Here is a 16,267-nt window from a genome sequence, read left to right as displayed (position 1 = left end):
CGTCCGCGTTCCTGAGGCTCGCGTTCCCAGGGTCCGCGTTCCCGGGGCCTGTGCCGCCAGGGCGCGCTCCGCGGGGCGGTGGTGTCGAACCTGGAGCGGTAACGGCCGGGGGAGACGCCGAGGCGTTCGGTGAAGACCCGGCGCAGCGTCTCGTCGCTGCCGAACCCCGCCAGCCGGGCGGTCTCGGCCACCCCGCGCCCCTCGTCCAGCAGCGCCGCGGCGGCCACGAGCCCCGGCGGGATCGGCCGGTCGACGAGGTCGTCCCCGCTGGCCACCACCACCGTGTCGACCGGCCCCGCGATGTCCCCGGCGGCGCCGTGCACCGGCAGCGGGGCGCCGATGGACGTCGTCACCGGCGCGCCGTCGGGGGAGGCGTAGAGGGGCGTGTAGGCGGCGCCCCGCCGGGTCGCCGCGGCCAGGACCTCCGCGGGTCCGGACACGTCCGGCATGGTCACCCCGTCGAAGACCAGGAACACGACCCGCATCGCACGGCACCGACACAGGGGGAGACCATGGCCGAGACCATCGCGGGGATCGCCGTTCCGGCGCACCGACTTCGTGGAGGTCATCCGGGCCGGCCCCTGGCCGGAGTGAGCCGCGGGGCGGGGTCCGCGCGGGCCCCGCCCCGGCCCCGGCGTATCGATTCGCTTTCCCGTCCCGGGCGCGCTACTCTGAAGACACAACGACGCGGGGTGGAGCAGTTCGGTAGCTCGCTGGGCTCATAACCCAGAGGTCGCAGGTTCAAATCCTGTCCCCGCTACCAAGGCCCGGACCCGGGATGAATTTCCCGGGTCCGGCGCTTTTCCCGGTCCATTCCTCACGGAATGTCCGGGAGGGTGACGGTCTTCACGGCCATCACCGGCCCGGGTTCCCGAACCCGGGTGAACAGGGCCGATCTCACCGTTCTCCCTCACGGGAAACGATTTGCGGCCCGGGGGGAAACCCTCTAAAGTAGAGATCAACGGCGCGGGGTGGAGCAGTTCGGTAGCTCGCTGGGCTCATAACCCAGAGGTCGCAGGTTCAAATCCTGTCCCCGCTACTGAAATCGGGCCCGGAAATCCAATGGATTTCCGGGCCCGAGTCTTTTCCCGCCCCTTCCCGCGCCTCAGGGGGCCAGGGCGGGCAGGTGGGTGCGGATGGAGCGGCGCAGGATCACCGCCACGACCGGCGCCAGCCCGGGCAGGACGGCGTCGAACTCGATGAGGTACTCCAGGCGGGTGCCGCCGCCCTCGACGGGCTCCAGCCGCTGAACGCCGCGGTGGCGGCGCAGCGGCCCGCCCGCGGTGATGCGGTACTCGATCAGCCGGTGCGGCTCCGCGACCGTCACCGTCTCCACGAACCCCGGCAGCGGGCCCACCCGCAGCAGGCGGGCGGAGCCGACCCCGTTGCGGGACGCCTCCCCGTCGCGCAGGCGGGTGATCCGGGCCCCGAACAGCGGTCCCAGGTTCTCGTGCTCGGAGAGCGCGGCGAACACCGTCTCCGGGTCGGAGGCGAACGTGTGCGTGAGGTGGATGCGCGCGGTCATGGGGCCTCCGGCTACGGGACTCTCCGCGGGCGCCCGGCCCGGGACTCACCGGCAGCGTACGGCGGCCGCCCGGAGGTATTCAACCCCGCGACCATTCACATAAACGAATACCCCCGGAGGTGAGACCTCCGGGGGAGTCCGGGCGCCGTCGGGCGAGGGGACGCTGCGACGGCGCCCGGGGCCTCATCTCGGCGGGGGCGGCCCGCTCAGCGGGTGCGGCCCTCCACGAGCTCCACCACCCGGTCGGCGCGGTCGGCGACCTTGGGGTCGTGGGTCACCACGACCACCGCCGAGTCGCGGATCCGCGCCTGCTCCAGCAGCTGGTCCATGATCATCTTGCTGCTGCCGGCGTCCAGGGCGCCGGTGGGCTCGTCGGCGAGGATCAGCGCGGGGTCGCGGCTCAGCGCCCGCGCCAGCGCCACACGCTGCTGCTCACCGCCGGAGAGCTGGTGCGGCTTGGAGTGGAGCCGGTGCCCCAGCCCCACCGCCTCCAGCAGCTCGCGGGCGCGGCCCCGGCGGCGCAGCGCGGGCATCCCCGCCAGCACCAGCGGCACACCGACGTTGGCCACCGCGGTCCGCCGCTCCAGCAGGTGGAACTGTTGGAACACGAACCCGATGCCCTCGCCGCGCAGCCGCGAACGCGGGCCCTCGCCCAGCCGGCTGGTGGCCACCCCGTCGAAGTGGTACTCGCCGCCGCTCGGCTTGTCCAGCAGCCCGAGCAGGCTCAGCAGGGTCGACTTGCCCGAACCGGACTGGCCGATGATCGCGACGACCTCGCCCCGGTACACGTCGAACGTGCAGTCGTGCAGCACGTCGATCCGGCTCCCCGACACCACGAAGTGCCGGGTCAGCTCCTCCACCCGCAGCAGCGGGGCCTGGGACGGGTACGCCTGCGGGGCCAGGGGGGACGGAGCCGTGGACACTACATCCCCTCCTCTTCCAGGTACATCTCCTCGGTGCCGTCGTCGGCGCCGGGCACGTCGAACCGCGGGTCGAGCGGGATCGGGTCCATGACCTGCTCGCCGACCTCCACACCGGAGACGACCTCGATGAACGAACCGTCGGAGATGCCCAGCTCCACCGGGCGGGCCTCCTCGGTGCCGTCGTCGGCGACCACGATGACCTCGCCGTTGCCGGTGGTGCCGCGCACCGACGTCACGGGCACGACCACGACGTCCTCGACCTTGCCGGTGCTGATGGACAGCTTGCCCTGGACGCCGTCGAACACCTGCACGTCGGAGGGGACCCGGCAGGCCAGCTCGCCGCCGCTGCCACCGCCGCCGCCACCCTCGCCCGGGAAGCCGAAGTCGTCGGTGTCGGACTGCTCCTCGCCACCGCTCTGGGCGGAGCCCAGGGACAGGAAGTCGCACTGGGTGGGCGGCGGACCGTTCTTGATCTCCAGGAGGATGTCCTTGGGCTCCTCGTAGAACCGGTACAGGTCGTTGGCGGGGATCGTGGCCACCGCCCGGTACACGTCCGGGGCGACGGTGGCCACCACGGCCCCCGGCTCCACGACGTCGCCGACCTGCACGTCGGCCAGGCCGGTCACCTTGCCGCTCACCGGCGCGTACAGGCTGACCTCGCGGGTCACCGGGGCGGGCGGGTCCTCGCCCTCGCCGACGACGGCGGTCGGGTCGGGCTCCTCGACGTACTTGACGTTGAGGATGGGCGCGCCCTCCTCCACCTCGGCGCCGTCGGTCACCCACAGGTGGACGACCTGGCCGCCCTTCTGGGCCTTGACGCTCTTGCCGGGCTCGGCCTTGACGGTCGCGTCCAGCACCATGACGGAGTCGATGGTGCCCAGCTCGACGGGGTAGGGGGCGCCGCCCACGTCGATGGCGCCCTCCATCGGGAACTCCTCGCCGCCGCCGCCCAGGCGGTTCAGCAGGAAGAACCCGCCGCCGCCGACCGCGACCACGAGCAGCAGCGCCGCCGCGCCGATGATGATCCACTTCTTCACGTGTGTGTCTCCTATTCCCGCAGTCCGGCGACGACGGACGAGCGCAGTGCCCGCAGGGCGGGGATGACTCCGGCGAGCAGGCCGACGCCGGCGGCACTGCCCAGGCCGACCAGCACGGCGGTCGGCGGGATGGTGAGGGGTACGTCGGGGGGCAGTTCGATGAACGAGGGGGCGATCGCGGCGCCCGTGGCGACCAGGGCCCAGCAGCCCAGCAAGGCGATGACCCCGGCGACCAGCGACACCACGACGGATTCCATCACGACGGCGACGAACAGGGTGAACCGGGTCGCGCCCAGGGCGCGGTAGGTGGCCAGCTCGCGCCTGCGTTCGCGCACGGTGACCAGGCCGACGTTGAGGACGCCGAGCAGACCGGTGGTGAGCGTGATGGCGGCGATGCCGATGAGCCCGATCGACAGGTAGCCGATCATCTGGTTGACCTCTTCGGCGTAGTCCGACCGGTAGACCATGAACGAGTCCTGCTTGATCCCGCCCCAGCGCTCGGAGGCCGACAGGATCCGCCCGGTGAAGACCTCGCCCCAGGGGTCGTCCGCGGCCGGGTCCGAGGGGTCGATCCGGACGCTGTACTCCGGATCCTTGATCGAGACCGGGGCGGCGACGCCGTCCGCCGAGGTCTCCACGGCCTCGCCGTAGATCAGCTCCTCGGTGGCGGGGGAGCGCAGCAGGTAGGCGGTGTACCAGCCGCCGTCCAGGGCCGAGCTGGAGGAGACGCCGACCACGCGGACGTCCATCCAGTGGTCGGTGCCGATCTGCACCCGGCTGATGTCCTCCATGTCCGCGGCCAGGCTCTGGTTGACCACCAGGACCGGGGCCAGGGACTGGGCGTCGGCCTCGGTGAACCAGCGGCCCTCGACCATGGTCATCCGCCGGATGTCGCCGAGGGTGGCGTCCACGGCCCGGATCTCGATGTCGGCGATCGACTGGTCGCCGGACCGCATCGAGACGTTCTCCAACCACTTGTTGAGCGAGATGTCCACGCCGCCGGCGCGGACCAGGTCCTCCTCGAACGCGGCCACGTCCGTGACCTCGGCTTCCCAGGTGCCGACCATCAGGGTCGCGGCGCGCCCGGCGTTGGCCTCGCTGTAGGCGGTGGCGAACCGCTGCCCGAAGTCGCCCGCGGTGACCACGGCGATCAGCGAGCCGACACCGACGACGATGCCGGCGCAGGACAGGATCGTCCTGGCGATGTTGGCTCGGGAACCGGCGAAGGCGAGCAGTATCCCGGCCACGAGGGAACGCAGCATACGGTCCCTTCCCAGTGAATGTGTGTGGGGTGGCGCCGCGTCGCGGGCGGCGCCGTGCGGGCCCGCGGGGGCGGGGCCTCACCCCAGATCATCGCGGATCGGACAGGTTTCGGTTCATGATCACCGGGGGATTTTTATTTTTTTCGCGGCCGGATGCGGCCGTGCCGGGGAGAGCCGCCGCGAAGGGGCGTCAGACCTCGAAGCCGTCGCAGGTCAGAGGGGTTCCCGTGGTGGTGTCGGACCAGAGTGCGGTGTACACCCCGGGGGTGAGTTCGGCCCCGCCTTCTTCGGGATATCGGACATGGGTCCACTCCCCGGGAACGGTGTCCGTTTCCAGGGTGTGGAGGTCGTCGGCGGGGGTCCGGACCGTGAGGGTCACCGCGGTCGGGTCGGCGCCGTCGGGCGGCAGCAGGCCCAGCTCGACGGGCCCCTCGCCGACGGCGGCGCGCGGTGCCTCGGTGCGCCAGGCGCCCCCGCCCGGGGCCCCGGCGGTGTCGACGGCGGGCGTGCACAGCAGCAGGTCCGGATCGAACACGGAACCGTCCGCGGCGGGGGCGGCCCCGGCGCCGGGGCCGCCGGCGCGCACCGAGTCGGTGATCATCGCGTCGAGTTCGTCGGGTGTGTACCCGTGGCCGCCACCGCAGGCGGTGACGGCGAGCAGGAGCAGCACGGCGGCGCCCGGGCGCAGGGGCGCGGGAATGAGGGTCGGCACGGACGCCACGCTACTACTCTCCGTGTTGTGGTCGATGCACAACGCGAAGAGCGGGGGTCCGGAACCCGGGGCGGCCGCGGATCGGGCGGGGTCCGCCGGGGCGGGTCCCCCGGCCCGGGTCGATCAGCCCGGTTCCATCAGACCGGGCGCAGCGGCGTCGGTCCCCCGTTCAGCCAGGTCAGCGCCCGGTCGTGCAGGATCCCGTTGGTGCACACCAGCGGCCCGCCGTCGGTGAACCCCTCGCCGCGCAGGCTGGTGGCCCGCCCGCCGGCCTCCTCCAGGATGATCGGCAGCGGCGCGGCGTCCCACAGCGACAGCTCCGGCTCGGCCGAGATGTCCACCACGCCCTCGGCCACCATCACGTGCGACCAGAAGTCGCCGTAGGCGCGGGTCCGCCACACCGACCGGCTCAGCCCCAGGAACGACTCCAGCCGCCCCTGCTCCTCCCAGCCGGACAGCGACGAGAAGCTCAGCGAGGCGTCGGACAGCTCCGACACCTTCGACACCTGGCAGCGCGAGGCCTTGGACAGGCTCCGGCCCTGCCAGGCGCCCCCGCCCAGGGACGCCCACCAGCGCCGGAACAGCGCCGGGGCGGACACCACGCCGACCACCGGCCGGTCGCCCTCCAGCAGGGCGATGAGCGTCGCCCACACCGGGACGCCGCGCACGTAGTTCTTGGTGCCGTCGATGGGGTCGATCACCCACACGCGGTTGCTGTTGCCGCTCTTGCCGTACTCCTCGCCGATCACGGCGTCCCGGGGGCGGGCGCGCGACAGCACACCGCGCAGCGTCTCCTCGACCAGCCGGTCGGCCTCGGTCACCGGGGTCAGGTCGGGTTTGGTGTCGACCACCAGGTCCAACGCGCGGAAACGCTTCAGCGCGATGTCGTCGGCAGCGTCGGCGAGCACGTGGGCCAGCCGCAGATCATCGTCAAAGGACGCCATGGGCGGTAACGCTACCCTCCCGGGCACGAACATGGCCAAAGGGCCCCACACGCGTGATCGGAGTGTTAGCGATGCGCGCCGCAGTGTCACCGGACCGGGGGTGGGAGTCCGGGCGCCCGGATGTCACCATGGGGGGATGGAGACCAGACAGGGCGGATCGGTCCGCGAGCGGTTGATGGACGCCGCCTACGCCGAGGTCGTGTCCGGCGGCTGGGGCGACCGGCGGATGGCCGACATCGCCGCCGCGGCCCAGGTGTCCCGCCAGACCCTGTACAACGTGTTCGGCAGCAAGGAGGGCCTGCTCCAGGACGTTGTGGTGCGCGAGGTCAACGCGCTGCTCGACGAGGTGATGCGGGTCCTGGCCGCCGAACACGGCGATCCGGCCCACACCGTGAGCCGGACCGCGCGCCTCATCCTGGACATCGCCCGCGGAAACCCGCTGCTGCACGCGGTGGTCACCGGCGACCGCGAACTGCTGCCGGTGCTGACCACCCGCTCCCGGGCGCTGCTGGAGGTGCTCGGCGAGCGCATCGCCGCCTCCCTGCGCGAGCACCGCCCCGACCTCGACCCGGGCCTGGCCGAGGCGGTCGCCGACGTCGGCGTCCGGCTCACCGTGTCGTACGCGCTCCAGCCCATCGACCCCGCCGAGGCCGCGCGCCGGGTCGAGACGGTGACCCACGGGATGCTGCTGGTCGGTCACCGGGAGGGGTGTTGACCGGGGAGGACGCCGCCGAGGTGCGGATCACGGCCATCCCGGTGCGCAGGCCCGAGCGCCTGGCCGTGCTGGACCGTGTGGCCCGCGCGTTCGAACCCGGGGTCCGGTACACCGAGGCCCAGGTCAACGACGTCATCGGCGGGTTCAGCGCCGACGTACCGGCGCTGCGCCGCGGCCTGGTGGACGAGGGCTTCCTGGAGCACGACCGCGTCCACTACTGGCGCTGCGGCGGCACCGTCGACCTGTGACCGGCGATCGGTGACCGTCGATCTGCGGCCCGGGACCGGCGACCGGCGACCGGTGGGCCCGGCTCAGGCCGGATCCTTGAGGAGCCGGTCGACCAGGGCCGCGCCGTCCTCGTCCCCGCCCCCGGCGGCGACGTGCCGCACCATCAGGTCTCCGTAGGGCAGCAGCAGCTCCGTGCTCACCCCCGCCTCCTCGGCGGTGCGCAGCAGCGTCTTCTCCCCGTGGGCCTGCATGGCCAGGTTCGAGACCACCCCGGTGGTGAAGTCGCCGCTCTCCAGGCGGGCGGCGAACTCGCCCGCGGCGGGCAGCATCGCCGCCAGCCATCCCTCCAGGAGTTCGGCGACCCGCGCGGGCGGCACCTCCGACCTCCGGGCCAGCGCGAAGGCGTGGGTGAACCCGGCGAACATGCCGTCCATCGCACTGAGCAGGGCCACGTCCAGCAGGGCCGCCAGCCCCGGGTCCCCGCCCTGGAACCTTGCGCCGGTGGGGACCGACAGCGCCTTCTCATGCTCGGCGAACGCCTCCGCCGAGCCGCTGTAGAACGTGTACCCGCCCGACTCCGGGACGCCCACCATCGGCGGGACCGCCATGATCCCGCCGCTGACGAACCGGGCCCCGCGCCCGGCGGCCCACTCCGCGCGGGCGCGCGCCTCGCCGGGGGTGGAGGTGGTCACGTCCACCACGTCCTTGCCCGCCAGGTCCACCCCCTCCAGGACGGAGCCGACGGAGGCGTCGTCGAGCAGGCAGGTGACGACCAGCCGTCCGGCGGCCACCGCCGCGGCCGGGTCGGCGGCCACGTCGGCGCCCTCGGCGGCCAGGGGCTCGGCGCGGGAGGCGGTGCGGTTCCAGACGGTGACGGGGTGCCCGGCGGCGAGCCAGGCGCGGGCGAAGGCGGTGCCCATGTCGCCCAGCCCGAGCAGGACGACACGGGACGTGTCAGCGGTGTTCTCTGTCATGTGGACTAGGCTCGCGGCGGGCGGGAACGCCCACAAGTACGTACTTCGAAGTGGGTGCTCACCTCCGGGTGAGCGTGCAGGCAGGGGGACCGCCATGGCTCGGCGACCGGGGGCTTACCACTGCGGCACCGATGCCGCGATGGACGTGATCGGCGGCAAGTGGAAGGTGCTCGTGCTGTGGGCGCTGGACGAGCGCCCGCACCGGTTCGGCGAACTGCGCCGCGCCCTGGACGGGGTGTCGGAGAAGGTCCTCGCCGCCCACCTGCGCGAGATGGAGCAGGACGGGCTCGTCCACCGCGAGGACTTCGACGAGGTCCCGCCCCGGGTCGAGTACTCGCTGACCCCGCTCGGCACCTCCCTGAACAAGGCCCTGGAACCCCTGGGCGACTGGGGCCGCGAGCACATCGTGGACCGCGTCCCCACCCCCTGAGGCCCTCGCCCTAAGGCTCCTGAGGCCCCTAAGGCTCCCGCTCCCGCTCGCGCTCCTCCTCGGTGTCGCCCTCGCGGCTGGCGAGCAGGCGGCGCAGGGACGCCACCCGGGCCGGGTCGGCCTCGCCGCGCTCCAGGGCGGCGCCGATCGCGCAGTCCTCGGCGTCCTCCTGGTGGGTGCAGCCCGCCGGGCAGTCCAGGGCGAGGTCGGCCAGGTCCGGGAAGCCCTCGACGATGTCCTCCGGGGCGATGTGCGCCAGGCCGAAGCTGCGCACCCCCGGGGTGTCGATCAGCCAGCCGCCCTCGAAGGGCAGCGCCACCGCGGAGGTGGAGGTGTGCCGCCCCCGGCCGGTGACCGCGTTGACGTGGCCCACCGCCCGGTCGGTGCCCGGGATGAGCCGGTTGAACAGGGTGGACTTGCCCACGCCCGAGGACCCCACCAGCACCGTGGTGCGCCCCGCCAGCCGCGCTTTCAGTCCGGTGAGGTCGCCCTCCGGGCTCAGCACCTCGTAGGGCACGCCCAGCGGCTCGTACGCCTGGACCAGCTCGCCGGGGTCGGCGAGGTCGGCCTTGGTCAGGCACAGCAGCGGGGACAGCCCCGCGTCGTAGGCGGCCACCAGGCAGCGGTCCACGAACCGCGGCTGCGGGGCCGGGTCGGCCAGGGCGCACACGATCGCCAGCTGGTCGGCGTTGGCCACGATGATCCGCTCCACCGGGTCGGTGTCGTCGGCGGTGCGCCGCAGCACCGAGCTGCGGTCCCTGACCCGCACGATCCGCGCCAGGGTGTCCGGGAGCCCGGACAGGTCGCCGACCACGTCCACCCGGTCGCCCACCACGATCGACCCGCGGCCCAGCTCGCGGGCCTTCATCGCCACCACCCGGGTGCCCTCGACCAGGCACCGGTACCGGCCCCGGTCCACCGCCGTGACCAGGCCCTCCACCGCGTTCTCGTGCTTGGGCCGGGTGCGGGTGCGGGGCCGCGACCCGCCCCGGGCGCGGACCCGGATGTCGTCCTCGTCGAGGTGGCGACCCCCGCCCCGGGTGCGGCTCATGCCAGCGCCCCCGTCCACAGGCCGGGGAAGTCCGGCAGGGTCTTGCGGGTGGTGGCGATGTTCTCCACCTCCACCCCGGGCACCGCGAGCCCGATGACCGCGCCGGAGGTGGCCATCCGGTGGTCGTCGTAGGAGTGGAAGACACCGCCGTGCAGCGGCCGGGGCTCGATGACCAGGCCGTCGGGCAGCTCCTCGACGTTGCCGCCCAGGCGGTTGATCTCGGTGGCCAGCGCGGCGATGCGGTCGGTCTCGTGGCGGCGCAGGTGCGCGATGCCGGTGAGGCGCGAGGGGGTCGAGGCCAGGGCGGCCACCGCGGCGAGGGTGGGGGTGAGCTCGCCCACCTCGCGCAGGTCGGCCTCCAGGCCCAGGACCCGCCCGGTGCCGCGCACGGTCAGCGCCCCGTCGGCCCAGGACACCTCGCCGCCCATGCGGGTGAACAGCGACCGCAGGTGGTCGCCGGGCTGGGTGGTGCGCTCGGGCCAGCCCTCGACGGTGACCTCGCCACCGGTGACCAGCGCGGCCGCCAGGAACGGGGCGGCGTTGGACAGGTCCGGCTCCACGGTGATCTCGGTGGCCTTGACCGGTCCAGGCTCCACCGTCCAGACGTCGTCGCCGACCAGCACCGTCACCCCGGCGGCGCGCAGCATCTCCACGGTCATGTCCAGGTGCGGCCGGGAGGGCACCGGGGCGCCCTCGTGGCGCACCCGCACACCCTGCTCGAACCGGGCGCCGGCCAGCAGCAGCGCGGACACGAACTGGGAGGAGCCCGAGGCGTCCAGGACGACGTCGCCGCCGCGCACCCGGCCGGTGCCGTGCACGGTCATCGGCAGGGCGCCGTCGGAGTCGTCGATGTCGGCGCCCAGGGCGCGCAGCGCCGCCAGCAGCTCGCCCACCGGCCGCTCCCGCGCCCGCGGGTCGCCGTCGAAGTCCACGTCCCCGGCGGCCAGCGCGGCCACCGGCGGCACGAACCGCATCACCGTTCCGGCGTTGCCCACGTCGACGGCGGCGGGGCCGCGCAGCGGACCGGGGGTGACGAACAGGTCCTCGCCGCGTTCCTCCACGACCGTGCCCAGGGCGCGCAGCGCGCCCACCATCAGCTCGCTGTCCCGGCTGACCAGGGGGCGGCGCACCAGGCACGGCGTCTCCGACAGGGCGGCCAGGATCAGCGCGCGGTTGGTGACCGACTTGGAGCCGGGCAGGGACAGTCGGGCGCGGACGGGACTCTCCGCGACGGGGGCGGGCCAGTGGGGCGCTGCTGCGGTGGGCTCAGGCATGCCCCAAGGTTATCGGCAGCCCTCCGCGGACGCTTATCCTTGGTAACGCCATGGTGTATCTGGATCACGCAGCCACGACCGAGGTCCGCCCCGAGGTGATCGCCGAGGTCGCGGCCGGACTCGGCTCCCTCGGCAACCCCTCCTCCCTGCACGGGCACGGGCGCGCCGCCCGCCGCGCCGTCGAGGAGTCGCGCGAGCGCGTCGCCGAGGCCCTGGGGTGTACGCCGCACGAGGTGGTCTTCACCGCGGGCGGCACGGAGTCGGACAACATCGCGATCAAGGGCCTGTACTGGTCGCGCCACGCCGAGGACCCCCGGCGCCGCAGGATCATCACCAGTGCGGTCGAGCACCACGCGGCACTGGACCCCGCCCACTGGACGGCCGAGCACCAGGACGCGGTCCACGAGCTGCTGCCGGTGGACCACCGGGGCCGGGTGGAGCCGCGGGTCCTGCGCGAGGCGATCGAGCGCGACCCGGAGTCCGTGGCCGTGGTGTCGGTGATGTGGGCCAACAACGAGGTCGGCACGGTGCAGCCGGTGGCCGAACTGGCCGCCGTCGCCGCCGAGTACGGGATCCCCTTCCACACCGACGCCGTGCAGGCCGTGGGTGTGGAACAGGTGGACTTCGCCGCCTCCGGGGTGAGCGCCCTGACGGTCAGCGGGCACAAGCTCGGCGGCCCGGTGGGCACCGGGGCGCTGCTGCTTGCGCGCGGGCTGACCCCGGTCCCGGTGCTGCACGGGGGCGGCCAGGAGCGCGACATCCGCTCGGGCACCCTGGCCACGCCGCTGGTGCGCGGGCTGGCCGCCGCGGTGCACCTGGCGGTCGCCGAACGCGAGAAGCACGCCGCCCACCTGTCCGCGCTGCGCGACACCCTGGAGGAGCGGGTGCGCGGGGTGGTCCCCGACGTCGTCGTCAACGGGGACGTGGACCGGCGGCTGCCGGGCATCGCGCACCTGTCGTTCCCCGGCTGCGAGGGCGACGCCCTGCTCATGCTGCTGGACGCCAAGGGCATCTCCTGCTCCACCGGCTCGGCCTGCTCGGCGGGGGTGGCCCAGCCCAGCCACGTGCTGCTTGCCATGGGGGCCGATCCCGACACCGCCTCCAGCAGCCTGCGCCTGTCCCTGGGCCGGACCTCCACGGAGGCCGACGTGGACGCGCTGGTCGAGGCCGTCGGGCCCGCGGTGGAGCGGTCGCGGACGGCCCTGGCCAAGAGGCTGAGAGCCCGGGCCGCCCGCTGACGCTTTCTCTGATTCTGAAGGCCCGCTGGTCAGCCGCGGTGGACGGTGACGGACTCGATCACCACGTCCTCGACCGGCCGGTCCCCGGCCTCGGTGGCGACGAGGGAGATCTCCACGGCCACCTCCATCGAGGCGTCGTCGGCGACCTGCCCGAAGATCGTGTGCTTGTTCTGCAGGTGCGGGGTCGGCGCCACGGTGATGAAGAACTGCGAGCCGTTGGTGCCCGGGCCGGAGTTGGCCATGGCCAGCACGCCCGGCTCGGAGAAGTCCACCTCGTCGCTGAACTCGTCCTGGAACTGGTAGCCGGGGCCGCCGCGGCCGGTCCCCTGCGGGTCGCCGCCCTGGATCATGAAGTCGGGGATGACCCGGTGGAAGACCGTGCCGTCGTAGAACTCGGCCCCGCCGGTCGCCGGGTTGGCCACCCCCGCGCCCTCGGCCAGGCCGACGAAGTTGGCGACCGTGACCGGCGCGATCTCGGGCAGCAGGTCCACGGTGATGTCGCCGTGGCTGGTGTGCAGGGTCGCGCCCTCCACGTCGCTGACGTCCACGTCCGGGACCTCGGAGGACCCCGACGCCCCCTCGGGCGCGGCCGGGGTGTCGTCGTTGCCGCAGGCGACGGTCGTGGCGAGCAGCGCTCCGGCCAGCAGGACGGCGGGCAGGGTCGTCAGGCGCATGGATCACACTCTTCGGGGATGGGGAGGGACGGCGGACGCCACTGAAGGGTACCGACCCCCGCGGACCCCCGCCGCCCCGGGACCGGTCAGTCCCCGGCCTGGTCCGGTCCGTCCTGCTCCCGGCGTTCGGCCTGCTCACGGGCGCGGCGGCGCTGCTCCTCGGCGCGTTCGCGGCAGCGGCGCAGGAACTCCGCGTCGTCCTCGGGCGTCGCGCCCCGGGCCCGGTTGGGATGGTCGTATTCGGGGAAGGGGGAGGGCGGGCGCACGGGACCGGGGACGCCGGCCCGCTGCGGTCGGCCCAGGGCGAACCACGCCAGCGCGCCCAGCTTGGGCAGCAGCAGGACGATCACCACCCAGGCGGGTTTGGGCAGCAGGCGCACGGCGTCGGCGTCCGAACCGACGACGTCGAACAGCGCGTACACCCACACGGCCAGCGCCACGACGAAGAACAGCAGGTAGAGGTAGGTCACGGAATCTTCCTGTTGATCGGGGGAACACCCGGAGCACCGGGTGGCATTGTCAGACCTTGTACTGACTTATCACGGATCGCCGCACTCATCGGTCGCTTGACCGGGCACCCCGCTCCGGGAGAGGGTCGGACCACGGGGCCGCCCGGCGTCGATCCAGGTCCGGCCCCACGGGCGACGGAGGAGGATGATGGGCGTGAACACGGTGTTGCCCTCGGCGGTATGGCTCCCCTTCGGCGCGAGGATCCTGCGCGCCCGCTCGGACAGGGGGCTCTCCCGTGCCGAACTCGCCGCCACCGTCGGGGTGAGCGACGACAAGCTCGGCGAGGTGGAGAGCGCCCGCTGCCGACCGGCGCGCTCCCTGGTGGAGCGGGTGGACAACGCGCTGGGCACCGAGCACCAGCTGGTGGACGCCTGGGCGGTCGCGCTCCAGGCGGAGGCGTTCCCCAACGAGTTCGGGGACCTGCGCGAACTCACCGTGCACGCCCCCGAGGTGTGGGAGACCCAACCGGTGGTCATCCCGCCGTTCCTGCGCACCCGGGAGTACTCCTGGGCGGTGCTGCGGCCCAGCTACTTCGACCTGTCCGACGGCGAGGTCGAGGCCATGGTCGAGGAGGAGATGTCCCTGCGGGCCGCGATGACCGGCCCCGAGGGGCCCTCGCTCAGAGTGGTCCTCAACGAGACCGTGCTGCGGCGGCCCCAGGGCGGGGCCGAGGTGCTCAACGCCCAGCGCGACTTCCTCTCCGACCTGGTGGCGGCCGGCATCGTGCGGCTGGGGATGATCCCGGAGAACTCGCCCCGCCACCCCGAGCTGGGCGGGCCCTTCCGGCTCATGGAGTACGGCGACCGGGCACCCATCCTGTACGCGTTCGCCGCCCAGGGCGGGGAGCTCATCACCGACGCCGAGCAGGTCCTGCGGTGCTCCATGATCCGCGACGCCATCGAGGAGGTCACGGTGGAGCTGACCCCGGACTCGGAGATCCTCAGCGCGCGCTGGCCCGAGGGCTGAACACGGGGACCGGCCCGGGCCCCGGGCCCGCTTCCGGGCCGACACGGAGGCGGCCGGTGGAAGCGCTTCCACCAAAGGTCTTGGGCCGATGTCCCATGATGGGCTAGGTTGCCCGCCATGGATATCGCGATCACATCCGGATACGTCGTGCCCGTCGACGGGGACCCCATCGACGGCGGCACGGTTCTCATCTCCGACGGCAGGATCACCGCCGTCGGCCCCGACTCCGAGGTGGCCGTCCCCGCGGGCGCCACCGTCGTCGACGCCTCCGGCAAGTGGGTGCTCCCCGGCTTCGTCGAGGCCCACGGCCACATCGGCATCGACGAGGAGGGCATCGGCTGGGCCGGTGACGACACCAACGAGATGACCGACCCCAATGGGGCGCGGATGCGCGCCCTGGACGCCATCAACCCCGCCGACCGCGGCTTCGTCGACGCCCTGTCCGGCGGTGTCACCAGCTCGGTGGTCAAGCCCGGCTCGGGCAACCCCATCGGCGGGCAGACCGTGGCGGTCAAGAGCTGGGGCCGCAGCATGGAGGACCGGCTCATCAAGCACCCCGCCAGCGTCAAGAGCGCGCTCGGCGAGAACCCCAAGCGGGTCTACGGCAACAAGGACAAGCTGCCCTCCACCCGCCAGGGCGTGGCCGCGGTCATCCGCGACGCCTTCACCAAGGCCCAGGACTACAAGGCGAAGAAGGCGAACGCCGCGGCCGAGGACAAGCCCTTCGACCGGGACAACACCCTGGAGGTGCTGGTCAGGGTCCTGGACGGCGAGCTGCCCTGGTGCCAGCACACCCACCGGGCCGACGACATCCACACCGCCATCCGGCTGTCGGACGAGTTCGGCTACCGGCTCATCGTCAACCACTGCACCGAGGGCCACCTGCTGGCCGACGAGCTGGCCGCCCGGAACATCCCCGTCATCACCGGCCCGCTGATGACCAGCCGCTCCAAGGTCGAGGTCAACAACAAGACCCTGGCCAACCCGGGCATCCTGGACCGCGCCGGGGTCAAGGTGGCGCTCACCACCGACCACCCGGTCGTGCCCATCGAGTTCCTGGTCCTCCAGGCCGCCCTGTGCGTCAAGGAGGGCATGGACCCGGACTCGGCGATCCGCGCCCTGACCGTGAACCCGGCCGAGATCATGGGCCTGGACGACCGGATCGGCTCCCTGAAGCCGGGCCTGGACGGCGACGTCGTGCTGTGGTCGGGCGACCCGCTGGACCTGCGCAGCCGCGCCGAGCGCGTGTTCATCGAGGGCCGCGAAGTCTACACCTACGACTACGAGGCCCGCCGCGGCACGGCCGCGGACGCCTACTACCGCGAGTCCTGAGGCCCACGGGGTGCGCCGGTCCGGGCCGCCTCAGGCGGCCCGGACCCCCTCACCCGGCCCTTTGCCCCGCAGGGCCGGAAATGAGGTGCCCGTGGCCGGGGATCTACGGTGATCTGCCGATGTCCGGGCAGGGTCCTTAGCGGGAGTCTGAGGTCATCCGGGACGACGGAACCCGGGATCGGACTTCCGGGAGGACACCATGACGTACCACGACCCCGCCGCCGAGGCCGCCGAGCACCACCGCCGGGACCGCGAGCACGAGGCCGCCCGGGAGCGCGAGCTGCGGCGGATCCGCGAGGAGCGCCGCCGGGACGCGGCCCCGCGGTGGTTCGGCCGCGGCCGCGGCCGCGGCGGAGGGAACACCTACGGTCTGGCCGTATAGGCCCGGCCGGGTGAGGCCCCGGGTCGACGGGCGCCCCGGGTTCGGGCCGGGGGAGGGGCGGTGCGCCGCGCGGGGCGCGGCACACCGCCC

The 16,267-nt window shown here is 73.3% G+C and carries 19 protein-coding genes and 2 tRNA genes; 9 read left to right on the top strand and 12 right to left on the bottom strand.

Features of this window, described 5'->3' with window-relative positions; all coding sequences use genetic code 11:
• Positions 1-485, bottom strand: a 485-nt coding sequence (locus tag ACJOT3_RS10125) for a type 1 glutamine amidotransferase family protein (protein WP_489685957.1), incomplete at its 3' end; no start/stop codon positions are given.
• A 201-nt stretch (positions 486-686) separates the two neighbouring features.
• On the opposite strand from ACJOT3_RS10125, the gene ACJOT3_RS10120 reads away from it, so the two are divergent.
• Together ACJOT3_RS10120 and ACJOT3_RS10115 are read left to right on the top strand one after the other, a co-directional pair.
• A tRNA-Met gene (locus ACJOT3_RS10120) sits at positions 687-763 on the top strand.
• A gap of 202 nt (positions 764-965) precedes the next feature.
• A tRNA-Met gene (locus ACJOT3_RS10115) sits at positions 966-1,039 on the top strand.
• 66 nt (positions 1,040-1,105) lie between these two features.
• Here the strand turns inward: ACJOT3_RS10115 and ACJOT3_RS10110 are convergent.
• The 6 genes from ACJOT3_RS10110 to hisN form a co-directional block, all read right to left on the bottom strand.
• Positions 1,106-1,525, bottom strand: coding sequence for an SRPBCC family protein (locus tag ACJOT3_RS10110; protein ID WP_406971226.1), 420 nt, complete (start codon positions 1,523-1,525; stop codon positions 1,106-1,108).
• Between the two features lie 206 nt (positions 1,526-1,731).
• The gene (locus ACJOT3_RS10105) at positions 1,732-2,448 is read right to left on the bottom strand and encodes an ABC transporter ATP-binding protein (protein ID WP_406971224.1); all 717 of its coding nucleotides are present in this window, start codon (positions 2,446-2,448) and stop codon (positions 1,732-1,734) included.
• On the bottom strand, positions 2,448-3,485 hold the full coding sequence (locus tag ACJOT3_RS10100) for a permuted SH3 domain-containing protein (protein ID WP_406971222.1): 1,038 nt from the start codon (positions 3,483-3,485) through the stop codon (positions 2,448-2,450). The genes ACJOT3_RS10105 and ACJOT3_RS10100 overlap by 1 nt, the downstream gene beginning before the upstream one ends.
• A gap of 11 nt (positions 3,486-3,496) precedes the next feature.
• Positions 3,497-4,747, bottom strand: a complete 1,251-nt coding sequence (locus tag ACJOT3_RS10095) for an ABC transporter permease (protein ID WP_406971220.1) — start codon at positions 4,745-4,747, stop codon at positions 3,497-3,499.
• A 190-nt stretch (positions 4,748-4,937) separates the two neighbouring features.
• On the bottom strand, positions 4,938-5,459 hold the full coding sequence (locus ACJOT3_RS10090) for a hypothetical protein (RefSeq protein WP_406971218.1): 522 nt from the start codon (positions 5,457-5,459) through the stop codon (positions 4,938-4,940).
• Positions 5,460-5,596: 137 nt separating this feature from the next.
• On the bottom strand, positions 5,597-6,403 hold the full coding sequence (gene hisN, locus ACJOT3_RS10085) for a histidinol-phosphatase (RefSeq protein WP_406971216.1): 807 nt from the start codon (positions 6,401-6,403) through the stop codon (positions 5,597-5,599).
• A 136-nt stretch (positions 6,404-6,539) separates the two neighbouring features.
• On the opposite strand from hisN, the gene ACJOT3_RS10080 reads away from it, so the two are divergent.
• Positions 6,540-7,118 (top strand): TetR/AcrR family transcriptional regulator, encoded by a 579-nt coding sequence (locus tag ACJOT3_RS10080; RefSeq protein WP_406971214.1) that lies wholly within the window; start codon positions 6,540-6,542, stop codon positions 7,116-7,118.
• The gene (locus ACJOT3_RS10075; RefSeq protein ID WP_406971212.1) at positions 7,115-7,366 is read left to right on the top strand and encodes a DUF2087 domain-containing protein; all 252 of its coding nucleotides are present in this window, start codon (positions 7,115-7,117) and stop codon (positions 7,364-7,366) included. The genes ACJOT3_RS10080 and ACJOT3_RS10075 overlap by 4 nt, the downstream gene beginning before the upstream one ends.
• A 63-nt stretch (positions 7,367-7,429) precedes the next feature.
• Here the strand turns inward: ACJOT3_RS10075 and ACJOT3_RS10070 are convergent, their stop codons facing one another.
• A complete protein-coding gene (locus tag ACJOT3_RS10070; protein ID WP_406971210.1) occupies positions 7,430-8,320 on the bottom strand; it encodes an NAD(P)-dependent oxidoreductase in 891 nt (296 codons plus the stop codon).
• 94 nt (positions 8,321-8,414) lie between these two features.
• Between ACJOT3_RS10070 and ACJOT3_RS10065 the strand changes: the two genes are divergently transcribed.
• Entirely contained in the window at positions 8,415-8,750 is a 336-nt protein-coding gene (locus tag ACJOT3_RS10065) for a winged helix-turn-helix transcriptional regulator (protein ID WP_406971208.1), read from the top strand.
• A 28-nt stretch (positions 8,751-8,778) separates the two neighbouring features.
• On the opposite strand, the gene rsgA is transcribed toward ACJOT3_RS10065, so the two are convergent.
• Both rsgA and aroA read right to left on the bottom strand, forming a co-directional pair.
• Positions 8,779-9,801 carry a ribosome small subunit-dependent GTPase A gene (rsgA, locus tag ACJOT3_RS10060; RefSeq protein ID WP_406971206.1) on the bottom strand — a complete coding sequence of 341 codons (1,023 nt, stop codon included), beginning with the start codon at positions 9,799-9,801 and terminating at the stop codon, positions 8,779-8,781.
• Positions 9,798-11,075 carry a 3-phosphoshikimate 1-carboxyvinyltransferase gene (gene aroA / locus ACJOT3_RS10055; protein ID WP_406971204.1) on the bottom strand — a complete coding sequence of 426 codons (1,278 nt, stop codon included), beginning with the start codon at positions 11,073-11,075 and terminating at the stop codon, positions 9,798-9,800. The genes rsgA and aroA overlap by 4 nt, the downstream gene beginning before the upstream one ends.
• A gap of 50 nt (positions 11,076-11,125) precedes the next feature.
• Between aroA and ACJOT3_RS10050 the strand changes: the two genes are divergently transcribed.
• Positions 11,126-12,313: a cysteine desulfurase family protein gene (locus ACJOT3_RS10050; RefSeq protein WP_406971202.1), complete on the top strand. Its 1,188-nt coding sequence runs from the start codon at positions 11,126-11,128 to the stop codon at positions 12,311-12,313.
• 29 nt (positions 12,314-12,342) lie between these two features.
• On the opposite strand, the gene ACJOT3_RS10045 is transcribed toward ACJOT3_RS10050, so the two are convergent.
• Entirely contained in the window at positions 12,343-12,987 is a 645-nt protein-coding gene (locus ACJOT3_RS10045; RefSeq protein WP_406971200.1) for a peptidylprolyl isomerase, read from the bottom strand.
• A gap of 86 nt (positions 12,988-13,073) precedes the next feature.
• Positions 13,074-13,457, bottom strand: coding sequence for a PLD nuclease N-terminal domain-containing protein (locus ACJOT3_RS10040; protein ID WP_406971198.1), 384 nt, complete (start codon positions 13,455-13,457; stop codon positions 13,074-13,076).
• A gap of 187 nt (positions 13,458-13,644) precedes the next feature.
• On the opposite strand from ACJOT3_RS10040, the gene ACJOT3_RS10035 reads away from it, so the two are divergent.
• From ACJOT3_RS10035 to ACJOT3_RS10025, 3 genes are all read left to right on the top strand, one after another.
• Positions 13,645-14,463: a helix-turn-helix domain-containing protein gene (locus ACJOT3_RS10035; protein WP_406971196.1), complete on the top strand. Its 819-nt coding sequence runs from the start codon at positions 13,645-13,647 to the stop codon at positions 14,461-14,463.
• A 117-nt stretch (positions 14,464-14,580) separates the two neighbouring features.
• A complete protein-coding gene (locus ACJOT3_RS10030; protein WP_406971194.1) occupies positions 14,581-15,795 on the top strand; it encodes an amidohydrolase in 1,215 nt (404 codons plus the stop codon).
• Between the two features lie 199 nt (positions 15,796-15,994).
• Positions 15,995-16,177, top strand: a complete 183-nt coding sequence (locus tag ACJOT3_RS10025) for a hypothetical protein (RefSeq protein WP_406971192.1) — start codon at positions 15,995-15,997, stop codon at positions 16,175-16,177.
• Positions 16,178-16,267: the final 90 nt, after the last annotated feature.

This window comes from Nocardiopsis protaetiae, from assembly GCF_045446735.1.
Lineage (GTDB): Bacteria > Actinomycetota > Actinomycetes > Streptosporangiales > Streptosporangiaceae > Nocardiopsis > Nocardiopsis protaetiae.
This window is presented reverse-complemented; position numbering and strand designations above follow the sequence as displayed.